This is a genomic window from Flavobacterium sp. GSA192 (genome assembly GCF_006386525.1).
GTDB classification, from domain to species: domain Bacteria; phylum Bacteroidota; class Bacteroidia; order Flavobacteriales; family Flavobacteriaceae; genus Flavobacterium; species Flavobacterium commune.
In genome coordinates this window covers 75327-93453 of record NZ_VAHC01000008.1, presented here as the reverse complement: position 1 = coordinate 93453, position 18127 = coordinate 75327, and the positions used below count along the sequence as shown (strand labels likewise).

Here is an 18127-nt window from a genome sequence, read left to right as displayed (position 1 = left end):
GTTGGTTCCGTGATTGTTACATCAATAGTTGTAGTACAACCTTTAGCATCCGTTACCGTGAAAGTATGTAAACCAGCAGCAAGCCCTGTTTGAGCAGGAGTGATTGTGTATCCGGCAGTTCCACCAGCAGGTGTAATAACAACCGAACCATCATTACCTCCTTTACAAGACACATTTACTTGGTTAGAAGCAGAAGCAGATAAAGCGTTAGTTGGTTCCGTGATTGTTACATCAATAGTTGTAGTACAACCTTTAGCATCCGTTACCGTGAAAGTATGTAAACCAGCAGCAAGCCCTGTTTGAGCAGGAGTGATTGTGTATCCGGCAGTTCCACCAGCAGGTGTAATAACTACCGAACCATCATTACCTCCTTTACAAGACACATTTACTTGGTTAGAAGCAGAAGCAGATAAAGCGTTAGTTGGTTCCGTGATTGTTACATCAATAGTTGTAGTACAACCTTTAGCATCTTTCACCGTAATGTTATAATTACCAGCAGCAAGACTAGCAAAAGTTCCGTTTGCTCCGAAAGTTGTACCGTCAATAGCATAAGTATAAGGAGCAGTACCATTAGCACCTGCTACCGTTACACTAGCTGTTGCATCTCCAAAACAATTCACATCAGTTTGAGAGGTAATAGCAGCAGTTGGTCCAGTTGAAACAACAATAGAAGTTGAACTACTAATAGTACAGCCATTACCGTCTTTAGCAGTGATTGTATATGAGCCATTTGCCAAACTATTAAAAGTAGCACTTGTTTGGTAATTTGCACTATTATTGATACTGTAAGTATAACTACCATTACCACCTGTAACTCCGCTAGCTGTTATGCTTCCTGGTGAACCATTACAAGAAGTAGGTGAAGGTGTTAAAGTTAAACCAGCTAATTGAGGATATATAGTAACTGTATGAGTTTTGACACTACTGGCTGGAGTTGGCGTAGCTGTATCTGTGGTCGTTAGGGTAATTGTATAATTAATAGGGTTTGCAGTATTGTTTACTGGAAAGGAATGTGATGAAAAAATGTAATCATCAAATTCTTGATTTACATCATCATATAAATCAGGAGAAACGGTAAAATCTCCTGTGCCATCACCATAATTAATTTTAAGTGTGTAAGGTGATTGAATTGCTGTCAAACCACCAGTTTGATATAATTTTCCTCCAGCGATATCTGTTGTAACAATAACATTATTACAGTTACGAGTATATGTAAAATCAGTTTTTAGTGGAGCATCTACGGTAATGTTAGGTAATTGACCATTACACTGGGAATAATTATTGTCAGGAGGACAGTTGGAAATGTTATCACTGCTGGTATCCCATGAAACCAAAATATTTTTTAATTCGAGTTCGTCACCACAAACCCAACCAGGAACTTCAATTGTTTTATATAAACTTGTTGATACCTGTCCATAATATTTAATTGTGTATAATGTACTAGCAGATCCATTAACAGATAATTCAAATTGAACTAACATGTCATGCTTGACTCCATTTCTAGAAACATCAACAAAGATGTAATAAGGACCTGTTTGATTACAATTTGTGATTGCTGTCCCATTTGATTGACCAATATAAGCTCTGTTAATCTCAATGGAGTTCGCTGTACAACCTCCAGAAGGGCATAAAGATCCACCTGTTGTAATGTTGTTTGGTTGTATTATTTGAGAAAAACCAATCGTTGTAGAAAACAACAATATTAGAAAAGTTAAAAATCGGATGGGAATGATTTTTCTCTTACGATTCTGTAAATAACTGTTTACTGTCGAGAATAGCAGAGCCGTAATAGTCAGTAAAAAAAGTAGAGTTGTTTTCATACAATTAATTTTTAATTTATGATTTGGGTAATTTTAAATCTATAATTGTCAGATTATATATTGATTTATTGTTGATGTTTGTTAATTATCATAAAGTTTATAAAAACCTTAATTTTTTATTTTGCCGAAATTACAGACAAATAAATTATTTGGTATTTTTTCTCTATCAATAACCTAAAAACTCGTTAAATAGCTTTTTTTTCGATTATCTGCGCTATATTGACCTTTGATTTTGTAATAAAATCTACGTGTTTTTATATTTTGATCCGCTGTCTTGTTGCAGTTGATTGTTTTTTATATCTTAAAAATTAACATAAAACCATGTTAAAATTTTAATCAAACTTAGATTGTTTTTTTCTATCCACCAAACAAAACATCGATAAAGTGTAAAAAAACATCGGTAAAATACATTTTTATAGGTTTTTACTTTCTTTTTTGTGTTTGTAGAAATATTCTTGTTAGTCTTAAGGCTTATAATTTTATATAAAATTGTTTATGGTTTATTTAGAAAGAGATAACTGTAGTTTATAAAAAGCAAAAAATAAAATGGGAATCTTTCGCTTTTCTTTTGTAAATTGTAAGTTCGATTTCTGTTTTAGAATTAATTACAATTAAATTCGTTATCTATGAAAAATTTAGTATTAATCAGACATGCAAAATCAAATTGGGACATGCCATTAAAAGATATTGACAGACCTCTGGATCAGCGTGGTTTACAGGATGCTCATTTAGTTTCTTCAAAAATTCAAAAATATGTTCCCAAAAAGTATATCATTTGGAGTAGTCCAGCTAAAAGAGCCTCAGATACTGCTATAATATTTGCGCAAAATGTATTATACCCAATAGAAAATATCGTTTATAAAGACGATTTATACACTTTTGACGAAAAACAATTGGAGCATGTCATTAAATCTTGCGCTAATAAATTTGATAGTGTAATTCTTTTTGGTCATAATGCTGCAATTACAAATTTTGTTAATAAATTTGGAGATATATTTATAGATAATGTTCCTACAAGTGGATTTGTTTCTTTAGAATTTGAAACAGATAATTGGAGTGAAATAAATAAAGGTAAAACCAAAAAAATAATAATTCCAAAAGATTTTAAATAAAAAATGTTTGATCAAAAGTATATTGATAGAGAAAAAAGTTGGTTAGCATTTAACGCCAGAGTACTACAAGAAGCAGCCGATGATTCGGTACCATTATTAGATAGATTACGATTTTTAGGAATTTTTTCCAATAATTTAGATGAGTTTTTCAGAGTTCGGTTTGCGGCTGTCCGCAGGTTGAGTTTATCCGGAAAAACTGGAGAAAAAATATTAGGAGGGATTTCTGCTCAGCAATTAGTCAAAGATATAACTGAAATTGTAATTCAGCATCAGGCAGAAAGTTTGGCAATTCTTAAAGATATTGAATCTAAACTGGAGACTCAGAATATCTTTATCATTAACGAAAATGAAATTTCGACTGAACAGGAAATTTTCCTGAAAGATTTTTTTATTCAGACATTAAGTCCCGAATTAGTTACCATTATCCTGAATGATTTGGCCGAATTTCCTTTGTTGAAAGACAATATAGGTTATTTGGCCGTGAAATTAGTCATGAAAAAAAATGCGGCTGTTCATTATGCAATTATCGAAATTCCCAAAACAATCAATCGTTTTGTTGTTTTGCCGTCAAATGATCATAAGCAATATGTGATTCTTATTGATGATGTAATCCGACATAATTTAAAAAGTATTTTCAATATTTTTGATTGTGAAAGTATTGCTGCTCACATGATTAAAATTAGCAGAGATGCTCAATTGGATATCGATAGTGATATGAGCAAAAGTATGCTCGAAAAAATTTCTACCAGTGTTAAAGATAGAAGAATAGGGGAGCCGGTGCGTTTTATCTACGATCAGTTGATTGAAGAAGATACCTTGCAGTTTTTTCTGGATAAGATGAAAATTGTTTCTACTGATAGTATCATTCCGGGTGGACGCTACCATAACAGAAGAGATTATATGGAGTTTCCAAACTTAGGAAGATATGATTTACTTTATAAAAAAAATATAGCGTTACCTATTCCGGAACTCAATTTGGAAGGCAGTATTTTAGAAAAAATCAGTAAAAAAGACTATCTTTTGCATGCTCCTTATCAGTCGTTTTCTTATTTAACTAAGTTTTTAAGAGAAGCTGCTTTGGATCCAAAGGTAACTTCGATAAAAATAACATTATACCGATTAGCTAAAAATTCCCAAATTATCAGTTCCTTAATTAATGCGGCTAAAAACGGAAAACAAGTTACAGTTCAGATAGAATTGCAAGCTCGTTTTGACGAAGCTTCAAATATTTCCTATGCTGAGCAAATGCAAACTGAAGGTATTGATCTTATTTTTGGTATCAAAGGATTGAAAGTACATAGCAAAATATGTGTAGTTGAAAGAAATGAAAACGGAAAAACAAAACGTTACGGCTTTATTTCGACAGGAAATTTCAACGAAGCTACTGCTAAAATATACACTGATGTCACTCTTTTTACAGCACATCAGCAAATTCTAAAAGACATTTCAAAAATTTTCGATTTTTTTAATATCAATTATAGAGTACATCGTTACAAGCATTTGATTGTTTCCCCTCATTATACCCGTTATCGATTTTATAAATTAATTGATAGGGAAATTTCGCATGCACTTGCGGGTCGTGTGGCTTATATGAAGTTGAAAATGAATAGTTTGTCTGATTTTGCCATGATTGATAAGTTGTATGAAGCCAGTAATGCCGGAGTTAAAATTCAGTTAGAAGTAAGAGGAATTTGTTCATTAATTCCGGGAATAAAAGGAATGAGCGAAAATATAGAAGCTATAAGTATTGTAGATAATTATTTGGAACATTCCCGTATTTATATTTTTGGAAATGGAGGTCAAACAGAAGTTTTTATTTCCTCAGCTGATTTCATGACCCGAAATTTAGATGGAAGAGTCGAAGTTACCTGTCCTATTTATGATCAGGATATTAAAAACGAATTGATTGAAAACTTTGATATAGGCTGGAAAGGAAATGTAAAAGCACGTTTTCATTCGTATAAATTAGATAATAAATACCGTAGTAATGATGGCGTAAATGTATTTAGAGCACAAATTGAAACGTATAAATACTATCAAAGAAAAGTAGGTTTATTAGAAGAAATTATTCTTTAGTGGTATTAAAACAGAAAAACTAATGATTAAAATTAAAAAATACGCAGCTATCGATATTGGTTCTAATGCCATGCGATTATTAGTTGTCAATATTGTGGAGCAAGAAGGGAAAGAGACTCAATTTAATAAAAGTTCCCTTGTACGTGTGCCAATTCGTTTGGGGCAGGATGCTTTTACAGTGGGAGAAATTTCTGCTGAAAATTCAGACCGAATGGTTGACGCCATGAAAGCATTTAATCTTTTAATGAAGGTGCATAAAGTTGAATCTTACAAAGCTTTTGCTACTTCGGCTATGCGTGAAGCCTATAATGGTAAAGAAGTTGTGGCACTTATCAAGAAAAAGGCCGATATAAAAATCGAAATTATCGATGGAAAAAAAGAAGCGGCTATTATTGCATCGACCGATTTGCACCATTTGTTGAAAACAGATAAGACCTACTTATTTGTTGATGTAGGTGGTGGTAGCACCGAATTCACCTTGTTTTCGGACGGTAAAATTGTTACTTCAAGGTCGTTTAAGGTAGGTACTGTGCGTTTGCTGAACGAAATGGTTCACGATGTGGTATGGGAAGAAATTGAAAAATGGATTAAAACCAATACAGCCGAATTTGATGAAGTTTCTCTGATAGGATCGGGAGGTAATATCAATAAATTATTCAAAATGTCTGGAAAAATGCAAGATAAGCCCCTGTCTTATTTGTACATCAATTCGCAATACGCCTTTTTAAATTCGTTAACCTACAATCAGAGAATTTCCGAATTAGGTTTGAATCCTGATCGTGCCGACGTAATTATTCCTGCTGTTCGTATTTATCTCAATGCGATGAAATGGAGTGGGGCCAGAAACATCTATGTTCCTAAAATTGGACTTTCGGATGGTATTGTTAAAGCCATGTATTTTGGTAAAATATAAATTATGATATGAATAAAACGAGATTAGAAGCCTTTAGTGATGGTGTTTTAGCTATCATCATTACCATAATGGTCCTGGAGTTAAAAGTTCCCGAAGGAGAACATTTTACCGATTTACTGACTCTTTTTCCTGTGTTTATTAGTTATGTGTTGAGTTTTATCTATGTTGGAATCTATTGGAATAATCATCATCATTTATTGCATAGTGCTAGCAAAGTTAATGGAAGAATTCTATGGGCTAATTTACATTTGCTTTTTTGGTTGTCATTAATTCCTGCTTCTACTGCCTGGATGGGTGAACATGATTTTGCAAAAGCTACTGTGACAGTTTACGGAATTGTACTTTTTATGTCGGCAATTGCTTTTGTTGTTTTGCAAAATACAATTATTTGTGCCGATGGTAAAGAATCCTTTTTAGCTAAAGCGGTAGGTAAGGATAGTAAAGGAAAGTTATCCCAGGCTTTGTATCTGTTAGCAATTGTGATTTCCTTTTTCAATGAGTGGATTTCTTTGGCGATTTATTTAACAGTTGCCTTAATGTGGTTAATTCCTGATACCCGAATAGAAAGCAAGATTTTAAACAGGGAGAAAAACTAAAATTTAAACATTTAAATCTAATCCAAATGTTGTTCTTAACAAATCAATATTTGGATTTATTTCATGTAAACGATTGTATCTGTCCTGATCGTTTAATGCTTTTTTGACAGCTACATTTTCATTCACGATTACTTCTATGGTAATGTTGTGATTGTGAAGATGACCTCTGAGATGTCCTAAAAGTCCATTCATTTCTTTTTCGAAATCCAATTTCGAACCTTCATTTGGTAATTCAATACTAATGGTCGTTCCGTTTAAAACAGGATCATTAATAAGTAATAAAGATTCCATGATTTTGAAACCTTTGTCTCCCAAACGTTTGGCGTAATTAGTCCATTGCAATAACATATCAGTTTCCGAAAAAGCTTCGGTAGGTAAGTCAACAGTTTCTCTTACCACTACTTTTTTGTTTTCTTCTAATGCTTTTTTAGCACGAATACTCGATAATGATAATGCCGAAAATTGTGGTCCTGTTGGTTCAGTTTTTTTAGGAATTTCAGCAGCTGGAGTTTCAGTTGCAACTTCTTTTTGAGGAATTTCAGGGGCAGAAACTGCTTTTCCAATAGGCTTAGATTGCTCTACTATTGAGTAATCATTTCTTCTAAAATAAGTAGGCGGAATTATAAAGGACTCAGCTTTTTTTTTTCTCCATCAAAAGTGATAGAGGCTAATTGCATCAGGCAAAGTTCAACAAGCAAACGCTGATTTTGACTTAATTTGTATTTTAAATCACATTCGTTGGCAATTGCAATTCCCTGTAAAAGAAATTCCTGAGAACATTTTTGAGCCTGAGTTCCATACATTTTTTGAGCCTGTTCACCTGCTTCTAATAAGCTTAAGGTTGAAGGTGTTTTGCTTACCAATAAATCTCTAAAGTGCGAAGCTAATCCGGCAACAAAATGATGCGCATCAAATCCTTTTGAAAGGATATCATTGAAAGCCATCAATAAATCAGGGATTTTATTCTCTAAGATCAAGTCGGTTACACTAATGTAAGTTTCGTAATCCAGAACATTCAGGTTTTCGGTAACGGCCTGACGGGTCAAATTGCTTCCACAATAAGAAACTACTCTGTCAAAAATAGACAAAGCATCACGCATAGCACCATCGGCTTTTTGAGCAATAATGTGCAAAGCATCATCTTCAAAAACAATTCCTTGACTTTGTGCAACTTCGGCAAGATGTTCTTTAGCGTCTTTTACGGTAATTCTTTTGAAATCAAATATTTGACAACGCGACAAAATCGTTGGAATGATTTTGTGTTTTTCGGTTGTAGCCAAAATGAAAATTGCATGCTTTGGTGGTTCTTCTAATGTTTTCAAAAAAGCATTAAAAGCCGCCGATGATAACATGTGCACCTCATCAATAATATAGACTTTGTATTTTCCGGTTTGTGGTGGGATACGAACCTGATCAATCAAATTACGAATATCATCCACTGAGTTGTTTGATGCCGCATCCAATTCGAAAACATTAAAAGCAAAGTCTTCGTTAGGATTATCATAACCAGGTTGATTGATTTTTCGAGCCAGAATTCTGGCACAAGTCGTTTTTCCAACACCTCTGGGGCCAGTAAATAAAAGGGCAGAGGCCAAATGATTGTTTTCTATGGCATTCAATAAAGTATTGGTAATCGCCTTTTGTCCCACAACATCATTAAATGTTTGCGGACGGTATTTACGGGCTGATACTATAAATTGTTCCATAGAAATTTTATTCGAAAGCAAATATAGGATTTGAAAAACCAAAAAGCAAATGCCAAATTCTAAATTAAAAAATAGTTTAATTTTTGTGTTTTCTATTCTTCAACAAAAGGAAAATTAAAGATAAAAAAAGTATCCCGTTAATGATTAATGAGATAAAAAAGAGTTGATTATTAAAATCATTTGTATTTTCATCGTTACTACTACTTTGTGATAATTTGTAAGCCCTTAATTGTTCCAATTGATAGAACCAATTCGACATTGTTTCGTTCCTGATTTTTAAATTATCAATTTCATTGCTTAATGAATCTATTTTTGTAGTTTTTCTTTCAGAGCTTGTAAATAATGGAATTGGAGGTAGGAATCCTGGTGGAATTTCTATTGTTTGAGTCGGTAGGCAATAATCTAACTTTATTGTTTTGTCATTATTGAAGTTAGCATATACAATCCATAAATCTTTTTTAAACGGGAATATTTCACAATTTGAATTTATAGATTTTCCTTTAATGATGGATGATTTATAATTTCCTTTGTAAAGTTCAATAATTCTAAAAGAATAAGTCTTTTTTATTGTATCAATCGTTATTAATTCTCCGTAAAAAACAATATTTGAATGTTTAAGTCCTTTCGAAACCATTGTCTCTCTTAAATGAGGAGGACAATTGCAACAATATGTAGTATTAAACCATAGGCATAGTATTAATATGAAGATGTTTTTCATTTTTTTAATTTATACAATAATAACGATTTTTGAAATTAATACTAAATTGATTTAATACTATTTTTTTATTTTGTTCTTCTTGATTTTATGCTAATGTCTAGTAGAATTTGCCCAGCTTCGGTAATAGAATTGGCAGCAAAACCGGATACATAAACCCCTTTTTTTCCAGTTTTACATTGTATGCCATATACTATTGCTTCGTCATCAGGATTTGATTCTCCTTCATAGCGATAGATGTGTTTGATTTCGTAATGATTTGGATTCTTTAAAATTTCATCTTCATGTTGATTGAAGTCATAATTGAATCCATTTTCGTTCAATTCGTCCAAAGCTTTTGAAACGGAATCGTAGTGGTATATATTTTTCATAATGTTAAAAAATTAAGTTGAAACCAATATTAAATATAACTAATTTATTTTTAAACTGTTATGTAATGCTTGTTAAAAGTAGCTTTGTTAGGCTTGTTGGCCTAATTTAATTATTGTAATTTTGCAGGACAGACCGCCTTATCGCCGTTTTGTTCCCGATAGCTATCGGGACAAGAAGGAGGAAAGTCCGGACACCACAGAGAAGCATAGCGGGTAACACCCGTCATTCGCCGCGGCGAATAGGACAAGTGCAACAGAAAGTATGTACAGGTAATGCTGTAGTGAAACCAGGTAAACTCTATGCGGTGAAATACCAAGTATATCAGCACTTAAGGATTTCTCGTCCGTTGTTGAAGGGTAGGTAGCTTGATCTTGTTGGTAACAACAAGGCTAGATAAATGATAAGGCTCCGATTTATCGGAGACAGAATCCGGCTTATAGGTCTGTTTTTTTTTATTTAAAACAAAAATAAAACCATTAAGGAATTCAAATTTGTTAATGGTTTTCTTATGTTGTGTTGGTTAAAATTATTCTTTTTCGTCATCTTCAAAAGAATCGTCTTCAAATTCTTCATCCGATTCAAATTCGAAAAAACTAAAAATAGAACCACCATAACTTTTCTGAAAAGAGAAATTAGGCAAGTGGTCTAACTTAGTATATTTAGAATGTTCAATAACCATCATTCCATCCTGGTTAAGAATGTTTCTTTCTAAAACAAGTAAAACTACTTTTTCAAAAGTGGCTTGGTCTAATCCATAAGGCGGATCGGCAAAAACAATATCAAACGAAGCATTGCATTTTTCCAGAAACTTAAAAACATCACTTTTGGTTGCAGCAATTGGAAAATCATATTCGGCAGCCGTTTGTTTGATGAATTTTACACAACCAAAATCGCCATCAACAGATGTTATTGGTGAACTTCCGCGAGAAGCAAATTCGTAACTGATATTTCCAGTTCCGGCAAATAAGTCCAACACTTTTAAACTATCAAAACTAAAATGATTGTTTAAAACATTGAATAAAGCTTCTTTGGACATATCGGTTGTAGGGCGAACAGGTAAACCTTTTGGTGGGCTAATGCGTCTTCCTTTGTATTTTCCTGAAATGATTCTCATGAGTTGAAAAGTATAAAATGATTTCTGTTTTCGGCCTCAGAAAAATAATTGTTCCATCTTAAATCTTCCACGTCAATAAGTGAAACATTGCGGATGTATTTGTAAGCTATTTTAAAAAACGGACTTTCGGTAGTGATGTTCCCAATTAATTCCAAAGGAAAATTTTCAGGATTCATATTTAGTTGTTCGGCAGTGAACAAAATGTAATAAATAAAATCTTCGGGAGTTTGGTATTCAAAAGAATTAAACAACAACAACTTTTGATTTTGAATCACCACAATTTCAAAATGAGTCGAATTAAAATGAACCATCATTTTTTTAGTGTCTACATTTTTAGAAGCATCTAATAATTTAGTAACTAAAATACTGTTGGCATGTTTGTATTCGAAAGAGCCAAATTTGTCTATAAAAAAATTATTCATATTCACATACGGAATATAAACGGCATTGATTTCGTAATTGCTGATTTCGTCAAAAGCAAAAAAATCAGTTTCAAAAACTTTAGTATTGTATTGCAAATAGCTTCCCAGATAATTTTCATCAAAAAGTGGAGCCGGAACAAAAGTCGATAGATTGTTGTTGTGAATTACAAGTACGTCATCATATTGTTCATTCAGTTCAGGATGTTCTGCAAAAGCATTCGCAAACAAATCTTCTATTTTTAAATTTTTGTCAAAATGGTCAAAATGGATTTCTTTGAAAGAAGAAACGGTATTGTTAAGTGTGTCAAAACAGCAAAAAGAAAGTCCCGTCAAGGAAACCTGAATGGAGAGTTTTTTATATTTCTTTTCGGTAATGTCCATTAATGAAGATTTTTTCTGCTTGGCAAACTTACAAATTTAAATAGCAATAACAATGTCAAAAGTCAATTTCAATACAATGCAGTTGCTGAAAGTTTTACCACAAAGAGTCACAAAGTAAAAGGAAAGATTCACTAAGTTTTTTATAACTACAAATTTCAAAAACTTATATTCACTTTATGCATTTAACTTTTCTATTTGTACTATTTTAAAAACTTAAATGACTTATATGGTTTAAAAAGTATTTTCAGTTTAGAAACATTTATCTGTAAAAACCTGCTAAATCTGCGTGCTAAAAAAACTATCTTTGAAGTTAAAATACAATACATGATTTCCTCCCAGTTTTATAGTCTTTTAAAAAAGAAATTCCCGTTTTCTCCCACTTATAATCAGGATATTTTTTTTCAGAAGATTGCCATCTTTTTGACAGAAACAACTAATGATAGCATTTTTGTTCTCAAAGGATACGCTGGAACGGGGAAAACTACGGTTATTTCGACTATTGTAAATAACCTTTTAGAGATTAATAAAAAATATGTTTTGTTGGCTCCAACAGGTCGCGCCGCTAAGGTAATTGCTAATTATTCGAACAAACCTGCTTTTACCATTCACAAGAAAATTTATTTTCCTAAGAAAAATTCGGGTGGTGGCTTGTCTTTTACTTTGCAACAAAACAAACATAAAAATACCATTTTTATAGTTGATGAAGCTTCGATGATTTCAGATGTGGATTCCGATTCAAAGATGTATGCCAATGGTTCCTTGCTTGATGATTTGATTTCGTATGTCTATTCAGGAACCAATTGCAAAATGATTCTTTTGGGAGATACTGCCCAGTTGCCTCCTGTAAATTTAGATATCAGTCCCGCATTAGACATTCGTACTTTGAGTATGAACTATAATAAGGAAGTCGATTATATCGAACTCGACGAAGTCATGCGTCAGGAAGAGAGTTCCGGGATTTTGCATAATGCGACCGAACTTCGGGAATTATTGAAAGATTCCTTCATTACCGATTTTCAGTTTAATGTTCGAAAATTCAAAGATATTGTTCGTTTGGTAGATGGATATGATATTCAGGATGCGATCAATTCGGCTTACAGTAATTATAGTATTGAAGATACCGCCTTTATTGTTCGTTCGAATAAAAGAGCGAATCAATACAATGAGCAAATTAGAACCAAAATTCTGGATAAAGAAAGTGAATTGTCTACCGGAGATTTTTTGATGGTGGTTAAGAACAACTATTTTTGGCTGAAAGAATCAGACGAAGCCGGTTTTATTGCCAATGGTGATATTATCGAAATTTTGGAGATTTTTAATATCAAAGAATTGTACGGATTTAAGTTTGCCAAAGTAAAAATCCGAATGGTCGATTATCCGAATCAGATTCCGTTTGAAACGGTTTTATTATTGGACACTATAAAAAGCGAATCGCCATCGTTGACTTACGAAGAATCAAACCGATTATATCAGGAAGTCTTAAAAGACTACGAAGGCGAAACCAAATTCAAGCAATTCCAAAAAGTAAAAGCCAATGAATATTTCAACGGACTTCAGGTGAAATTTTCTTATGCCATTACTTGTCATAAATCGCAAGGAGGGCAGTGGAACACGGTTTTTATAGAACAACCGTATTTGCCTAACGGAATTGACCGGGATTACATTCGCTGGTTGTACACCGCCATGACTCGTGCCAAAAACAAATTATACCTAATAGGATTTAAAGACGAGAGCTTTGTAGATTAATTTTTAGAAATTAATATCGTCAAGAACAGAAGCATACCGATCATGAAAACCCTTCCGATAATTAGTATAAAAATGAAAAACCAGTATTATTAAGGTATTAGTTAAATTGTGGTCGCAAGCGAACAAATGTCGAACCATTTTATAGAGGATTTGGAGTGAATCAATTCTTTAATTTGTAATACTATCTGATAATGTTAAATTTATTTTTAACATTTTTAGCGTAAACGAAAATACAAGTTTGGAAAAAGAATTGAATGAATTAGAATTATTAGAGTACCATACAAGGACTATAACTACAGAGAGAAAGGAATTATTGAACTTGAATGACAAATTCATTTTTTTAATAGATTATAAATTTGTCCAAACTTTTGGTTTTAGATTATGATGGCTAATGTTTTATTGAACCCTGTTAGAGTTCAAAACTTTGACAGGGTTAATGATTTATTGAGATTGCTTCGTTTCAATAACTATCGGAACGAAGCAATGACTAATACTTAAACTTCTTCTGTTTCACTTTGATTCCTGAAAACCAATTGACCGTCAAAAGCGTCCAAAAGGATAATGCTATCGGTAGTGATTTTTCCAGCCAGAATTTCTTTAGACAGCTGGTTCAAAACCTCTCTTTGAATCACACGTTTTACTGGTCGGGCACCAAACTGCGGGTCAAATCCTTTTTCGGATAAATAATCGATAGCTTGCGGAGTGGCGTCCATAGTGATGCCTTGTTGTGCCAGCATTTTAGTAACCGATTTCAGTTGTAAACCTACAATTTGCGCAATATTAGCATTGCTCAACGGCGTAAACATCACGATTTCGTCAATACGGTTGATGAATTCGGGGCGAACGGTTTGTTTCAATAAGCCTAAAACTTCTACTTTGGCAGCTTCGGTTGCGGCTTCAAGACCACCTTTTAGATTTTCAAATTTCTCCTGAATAATCTGGCTTCCCATATTAGAAGTCATAATGATAATCGAGTTTTTAAAATCGGCCAAACGTCCTTTGTTGTCTGTCAAACGTCCTTCGTCCAACACTTGTAATAAGATGTTGAAGGTATCGGGATGTGCTTTTTCAATTTCATCCAACAGAATAACAGAATAGGGTTTTCTACGAACCGCTTCGGTTAATTGTCCGCCTTCGTCATAGCCTACATATCCCGGAGGCGCACCTACTAATCGGCTTACGGCATGGCGTTCTTGGTACTCACTCATATCAATACGTGTCATGGCATTTTCATCGTCAAATAAATATTCTGCCAGAGCTTTGGCCAATTCCGTTTTACCTACACCAGTTGTACCCAGGAACAAAAAGGTACCCACAGGTTTTTTCATGTCCTGCAATCCGGCACGGCTTCGGCGTACAGCATCACTCACAGCTTCAATGGCTTCTTCCTGACCTACCACACGACGGTGTAATTCTTCTTCCAGATGCAGGAGTTTTTCTCTTTCTCCCTGAAGCATTTTCACAATCGGAATTCCGGTCCATTTGGCCACCACTTCGGCAATGTCTTCCCGGGTAACTTCTTCTTTTATCAAAGAACTTCCACCGGATTGGTTTTCTTGTAATTCTTTACCAAAAGTTTCCAGACGCTCTTGAGCTTCTTTGATTTTTCCGTATCTTATTTCGGCTACTTTTCCGTAATCACCGTCACGTTCGGCACGTTCGGCTTCGTATTTAAAATCTTCAATTTCTTTTTTAACCGCCTGTATGTTTTCTACAATATCTTTTTCTGATTTCCATTTGGCAAAAATCTTGTTGCGCTCTTCTTTTAGGTTGGCTAATTCCATTCCTAAAATTTTGAGTTTGCTTTCATCGTTCTCCCGTTTGATGGCTTCAATTTCGATTTCTAATTGCATTACTTTTCGATCCAAAACATCCAGTTCTTCAGGTTTTGAATTGATTTCCATTCGGATTTTAGAAGCTGCCTCGTCCATTAAGTCGATGGCTTTATCTGGTAAAAAACGGTTGGTAATATAACGTTGCGATAATTCCACAGCCGCAATAATTGCCTCGTCTTTAATTTGTACCTGATGATGGGTTTCATATTTTTCTTTAATACCACGCAGAATCGAAATGGCACTTTCGGTATCGGGTTCTTCAATCATTACTTTTTGAAAACGTCTTTCTAAGGCTTTGTCTTTTTCAAAATATTTTTGGTATTCGTCCAAGGTGGTTGCCCCAATAGCACGCAGTTCTCCACGTGCTAAAGCAGGTTTCAGGATATTAGCCGCATCCATCGCACCTTCACCACCTCCGGCACCAACGAGCGTGTGGATTTCGTCAATGAAAAGTACAATATCTCCTTCGGCAGAAGTTACTTCTTTCACCACTGATTTCAAGCGTTCTTCAAATTCTCCTTTGTATTTAGCACCCGCAATCAAAGCTCCCATGTCAAGCGAATACACAATTTTTTCCTTTAGGTTTTCAGGAACATCACCATCAACAATTCGGTGTGCTAATCCTTCGGCAATGGCGGTTTTACCCACACCAGGTTCTCCCACCAGCATTGGGTTGTTTTTTGTGCGTCGGGTTAAAATTTGTAATACACGTCGAATTTCTTCATCACGGCCAATAACGGGATCCAGTTTACCGCTACGGGCTAATTCGTTGAGGTTTTTAGCGTATTTGTTCAAGGAATTATAGGTTTCTTCGGCTGATGCTGAGGTTACTCTTTCGCCTTTACGCAATTCTTCGATTGTTGCTTTCAATCCTTTTTCGGTAACGCCCTGATCTTTTAGAATCTGTGCTACTTTAGATTTGGAAGCAAAAATAGCTAAGATTAAATGTTCGATAGAAACGTATTCATCGTTCATTTTTTGCGCAATTATTTCGGCTTCGTTCAACGTTTTATTGGCTTCTCTGGAAAGCATGATGTCTCCACCCGAAACTTTAGGAAAACTTTGAATGGTGCTATCCAAAATTTGCAAAAATAAAGGCACATTGACATTGAGTTTTTTCAAAATAAAAGGTGCTACATTTTCATCTACTTCAAAAATAGCTTTGAAAATGTGTTCGTTTTCTATTTGTTGTTGACCATTGCTTTGAGCCAACTGTTGCGAAAGCTGAATGGCTTCCTGCGATTTAATTGTAAATTTATTGATGTTCATTTTGTTTTATAGATTTGGTTAAAACTAATTACTTAACTTTGCAGGAGTTGGGACAAATTATATTCCATAGTAAAATTACGGACAAAAAGACACAAAAAGAATGATTTTTATCAGTTTTAAATGTCAAAAAGTCAGAAAATAAGTCAAAATATGAGTTTTTTAAAAAATTTCTTTGGGAGTGAGGAAACTCCAAAACAACAGGAAAGCAAAATAAATTGGGAATTGCTAACAGATGTGGATCAGTTAGGTGAAATTATTTTTAATTCGAATGAGAAACCGGCGGTGATTTTTAAACACAGCACCCGTTGCAGTGTCAGCAGAATGGCGTTAAAACAGTTTGAAAACGAGTTTGACTTGCAGGATAAGATTACACCGTACTTTTTAGATTTAATTACGTATCGCGAAATTTCGAATGAAATAGCTAATCGTTTTAATGTGTATCACGAGTCACCACAAATTCTTTTGATTAAGGATGGAAAATCAGTTTATGATGCTTCACATTCGGATATTGATGCAGGAGATTTGAGTGATAAGTTGTAACAATATAATTAAATTAAAAGCCACGAATTCACGAATTATAATGTGTTAATTCGTGAATTCGTGGCTTTTTTATTTGAATAAATCTCTCTTTTAATAAGCCAGATTCATTTTTTCTTTAATCTCATTCAAGCAAAGATTATTGATACTTCCTTCGTGTGAATGTTTTGTTGCTTTTGGTGATTTGTAATTTCCGGCTTCAATTTGCAAAGCTACTTCTTTGTAGGCATCTCTAAATGGGATTCCAGCCGAAACCATTTCGTTCAAAGTATCTACAGTAAATAGATAATCGTATTTTTTATCCTCTAAAATATTTTCTTTTACTTTAATATCCGGAATGGAGAAAATAGCAATATCCAAACAGGCTTTTAAGTTTTGAATCGCAGGGAAAACACCTTCTTTTAAAAGTTGTAAATCTCTGTGGTAACCACTTGGTAGGTTATTGGTAATTAAGGTTAATTCATATGGTAATGACTGAATCTTGTTGCATTTTCCACGAATTAACTCAAATACATCAGGATTTTTTTTATGAGGCATAATGCTGGATCCTGTAGTCAGATTTGCCGGTAAACCAATAAAATCAAAATTCTGGCTCATATATAAACAAACGTCATAAGCAAATTTTGAAAGCGTACCCGCTACACTTGCCATTGCAAAAGAAACTGTTTTCTCAGATTTTCCACGACTCATTTGTGCCGCAACCGAATTGTATTTTAAAGTGCTAAAACCCATTTCCTGAGTGGTAAAAGTTCTGTCAATAGGGAAGGAGCTACCATATCCTGCAGCAGAACCCAACGGGTTTTGATCTACTACTTTTAAAGCAGCATTAAGCATACTCATATCGTCTATTAAACTTTCAGCATAAGCAGAAAACCACATTCCAAATGAACTTGGCATTGCAATTTGTAAATGCGTATAGCCTGGTAATAACACGTTTTGGTATTTTTCGGCAGAAGCCATTAATAAATCAAAAAGTGATTTTACTTGTTGTTTTAATTGTAGCACTTCTTCTTTTAAGTACAGGTTCATATCAACTAAAACCTGATCATTACGAGAACGGGCAGTATGGATTTTTTTTCCGGCATCGCCTACTTTTTGGGTAAGTAAATATTCAACTTTTGAATGTACGTCTTCAAATGAATCTTCGATAGTAAAATTTCCTGCTTTGATGTCTTCCTGGATTTCTGCCAATGCACCCAATAAATCTTCACATTCCTGATTGGTAATCAAGCCTATTTTAGCAAGCATTTTTGCCTGAGCTATATTTCCTGTAACATCATGTTTGGCTAAAATCAAATCTAATTCACGATCGTTTCCAACAGTAAAAAAGTCGATTTGTTTATCTGTTGGTATTCCTTTTTCCCAAAGTTTCATAATTCAGTTTTTTTTGTTTTGCAGAGATACACTGAGAACACTCAGAGATTCGCAAAGTTTTTATTTTTTAGCCCCGATAGCAGCGAAAATCCTTTTATTTTTTTCTTTAAAAAATAAAAGATTGTAGCGAATAGCGGGA

At 33.9% G+C, this 18127-nt stretch carries 14 protein-coding genes, 1 other RNA gene and 1 pseudogene; 7 read left to right on the top strand and 9 right to left on the bottom strand.

Going from position 1 to position 18127, the window contains the following annotated elements:
* Window positions 1-1820, bottom strand: a pseudogene (locus tag FDM27_RS15770) (hypothetical protein); the annotation flags it as partial.
* Between the two features lie 626 nt (window positions 1821-2446).
* On the opposite strand from FDM27_RS15770, the gene FDM27_RS15765 reads away from it, so the two are divergent.
* The 4 genes from FDM27_RS15765 to FDM27_RS15750 are packed head-to-tail and all read left to right on the top strand — an operon-like array spanning window position 2447 to window position 6517.
* A complete protein-coding gene (locus FDM27_RS15765) occupies window positions 2447-2932 on the top strand; it encodes a SixA phosphatase family protein (protein WP_071183316.1) in 486 nt (161 codons plus the stop codon).
* A gap of 3 nt (window positions 2933-2935) precedes the next feature.
* Complete coding sequence (gene ppk1, locus FDM27_RS15760) at window positions 2936-5008, top strand: polyphosphate kinase 1 (protein ID WP_071183315.1); 2073 nt, start codon at window positions 2936-2938, stop codon at window positions 5006-5008.
* A 22-nt stretch (window positions 5009-5030) separates the two neighbouring features.
* On the top strand, window positions 5031-5921 hold the full coding sequence (locus FDM27_RS15755) for a Ppx/GppA phosphatase family protein (RefSeq protein WP_071183314.1): 891 nt from the start codon (window positions 5031-5033) through the stop codon (window positions 5919-5921).
* A gap of 8 nt (window positions 5922-5929) precedes the next feature.
* Complete coding sequence (locus FDM27_RS15750) at window positions 5930-6517, top strand: TMEM175 family protein (protein WP_140487924.1); 588 nt, start codon at window positions 5930-5932, stop codon at window positions 6515-6517.
* A gap of 3 nt (window positions 6518-6520) precedes the next feature.
* Here FDM27_RS15750 and FDM27_RS15745 read toward each other — a convergent pair whose 3' ends face one another.
* The 4 genes from FDM27_RS15745 to FDM27_RS15730 all read right to left on the bottom strand — a co-directional run bounded on the left by FDM27_RS15745 (window position 6521) and on the right by FDM27_RS15730 (window position 9309).
* The gene (locus tag FDM27_RS15745; protein ID WP_255510573.1) at window positions 6521-6916 is read right to left on the bottom strand and encodes a DNA polymerase III; all 396 of its coding nucleotides are present in this window, start codon (window positions 6914-6916) and stop codon (window positions 6521-6523) included.
* A 221-nt stretch (window positions 6917-7137) separates the two neighbouring features.
* Entirely contained in the window at window positions 7138-8223 is a 1086-nt protein-coding gene (gene dnaX / locus FDM27_RS15740; protein WP_140487922.1) for a DNA polymerase III subunit gamma/tau, read from the bottom strand.
* A gap of 76 nt (window positions 8224-8299) precedes the next feature.
* The gene (locus FDM27_RS15735; RefSeq protein ID WP_140487920.1) at window positions 8300-8941 is read right to left on the bottom strand and encodes a hypothetical protein; all 642 of its coding nucleotides are present in this window, start codon (window positions 8939-8941) and stop codon (window positions 8300-8302) included.
* Between the two features lie 65 nt (window positions 8942-9006).
* On the bottom strand, window positions 9007-9309 hold the full coding sequence (locus FDM27_RS15730; RefSeq protein WP_140487918.1) for a hypothetical protein: 303 nt from the start codon (window positions 9307-9309) through the stop codon (window positions 9007-9009).
* A gap of 125 nt (window positions 9310-9434) precedes the next feature.
* Here FDM27_RS15730 and rnpB point away from each other — a divergent pair.
* Window positions 9435-9763: RNase P RNA component class A (rnpB, locus tag FDM27_RS15725), an RNA gene on the top strand.
* Between the two features lie 73 nt (window positions 9764-9836).
* Here the strand turns inward: rnpB and FDM27_RS15720 are convergent.
* Window positions 9837-10424 carry an RsmD family RNA methyltransferase gene (locus tag FDM27_RS15720; RefSeq protein WP_140487915.1) on the bottom strand — a complete coding sequence of 196 codons (588 nt, stop codon included), beginning with the start codon at window positions 10422-10424 and terminating at the stop codon, window positions 9837-9839.
* The gene (locus FDM27_RS15715) at window positions 10421-11227 is read right to left on the bottom strand and encodes a DUF3822 family protein (RefSeq protein WP_140487912.1); all 807 of its coding nucleotides are present in this window, start codon (window positions 11225-11227) and stop codon (window positions 10421-10423) included. Before FDM27_RS15715 ends, FDM27_RS15720 begins: the two co-directional genes overlap by 4 nt.
* A gap of 324 nt (window positions 11228-11551) precedes the next feature.
* Here FDM27_RS15715 and FDM27_RS15710 point away from each other — a divergent pair, with 324 nt between their 5' ends.
* Window positions 11552-12973: an ATP-dependent RecD-like DNA helicase gene (locus FDM27_RS15710; RefSeq protein WP_140487910.1), complete on the top strand. Its 1422-nt coding sequence runs from the start codon at window positions 11552-11554 to the stop codon at window positions 12971-12973.
* Between the two features lie 494 nt (window positions 12974-13467).
* Here FDM27_RS15710 and clpB read toward each other — a convergent pair whose 3' ends face one another.
* Entirely contained in the window at window positions 13468-16077 is a 2610-nt protein-coding gene (gene clpB, locus FDM27_RS15705) for an ATP-dependent chaperone ClpB (protein ID WP_140487908.1), read from the bottom strand.
* Window positions 16078-16227: 150 nt separating this feature from the next.
* On the opposite strand from clpB, the gene ytxJ reads away from it, so the two are divergent.
* Window positions 16228-16617 (top strand): bacillithiol system redox-active protein YtxJ, encoded by a 390-nt coding sequence (ytxJ, locus tag FDM27_RS15700; RefSeq protein ID WP_140487905.1) that lies wholly within the window; start codon window positions 16228-16230, stop codon window positions 16615-16617.
* A gap of 90 nt (window positions 16618-16707) precedes the next feature.
* On the opposite strand, the gene argH is transcribed toward ytxJ, so the two are convergent.
* Window positions 16708-17988 (bottom strand): argininosuccinate lyase, encoded by a 1281-nt coding sequence (argH, locus tag FDM27_RS15695; RefSeq protein WP_140487903.1) that lies wholly within the window; start codon window positions 17986-17988, stop codon window positions 16708-16710.
* Window positions 17989-18127: the final 139 nt, after the last annotated feature.

What these genes read in the sequence shown, in the direction of transcription:
- FDM27_RS15765 (WP_071183316.1), top strand. Translation starts at nt 2,447, where the DNA reads ATGAAAAATTTAGTATTAATCAGACATGCAAAATCAAATTGGGACATG.
- ppk1 (WP_071183315.1), top strand. Translation starts at nt 2,936, where the DNA reads ATGTTTGATCAAAAGTATATTGATAGAGAAAAAAGTTGGTTAGCATTT.
- FDM27_RS15755 (WP_071183314.1), top strand. Translation starts at nt 5,031, where the DNA reads ATGATTAAAATTAAAAAATACGCAGCTATCGATATTGGTTCTAATGCC.
- FDM27_RS15750 (WP_140487924.1), top strand. Translation starts at nt 5,930, where the DNA reads ATGAATAAAACGAGATTAGAAGCCTTTAGTGATGGTGTTTTAGCTATC.
- dnaX (WP_140487922.1), bottom strand. Translation starts at nt 8,223, where the DNA reads ATGGAACAATTTATAGTATCAGCCCGTAAATACCGTCCGCAAACATTT.
- FDM27_RS15735 (WP_140487920.1), bottom strand. Translation starts at nt 8,941, where the DNA reads ATGAAAAACATCTTCATATTAATACTATGCCTATGGTTTAATACTACA.
- FDM27_RS15730 (WP_140487918.1), bottom strand. Translation starts at nt 9,309, where the DNA reads ATGAAAAATATATACCACTACGATTCCGTTTCAAAAGCTTTGGACGAA.
- FDM27_RS15720 (WP_140487915.1), bottom strand. Translation starts at nt 10,424, where the DNA reads ATGAGAATCATTTCAGGAAAATACAAAGGAAGACGCATTAGCCCACCA.
- FDM27_RS15715 (WP_140487912.1), bottom strand. Translation starts at nt 11,227, where the DNA reads ATGGACATTACCGAAAAGAAATATAAAAAACTCTCCATTCAGGTTTCC.
- FDM27_RS15710 (WP_140487910.1), top strand. Translation starts at nt 11,552, where the DNA reads ATGATTTCCTCCCAGTTTTATAGTCTTTTAAAAAAGAAATTCCCGTTT.
- clpB (WP_140487908.1), bottom strand. Translation starts at nt 16,077, where the DNA reads ATGAACATCAATAAATTTACAATTAAATCGCAGGAAGCCATTCAGCTT.
- ytxJ (WP_140487905.1), top strand. Translation starts at nt 16,228, where the DNA reads ATGAGTTTTTTAAAAAATTTCTTTGGGAGTGAGGAAACTCCAAAACAA.
- argH (WP_140487903.1), bottom strand. Translation starts at nt 17,988, where the DNA reads ATGAAACTTTGGGAAAAAGGAATACCAACAGATAAACAAATCGACTTT.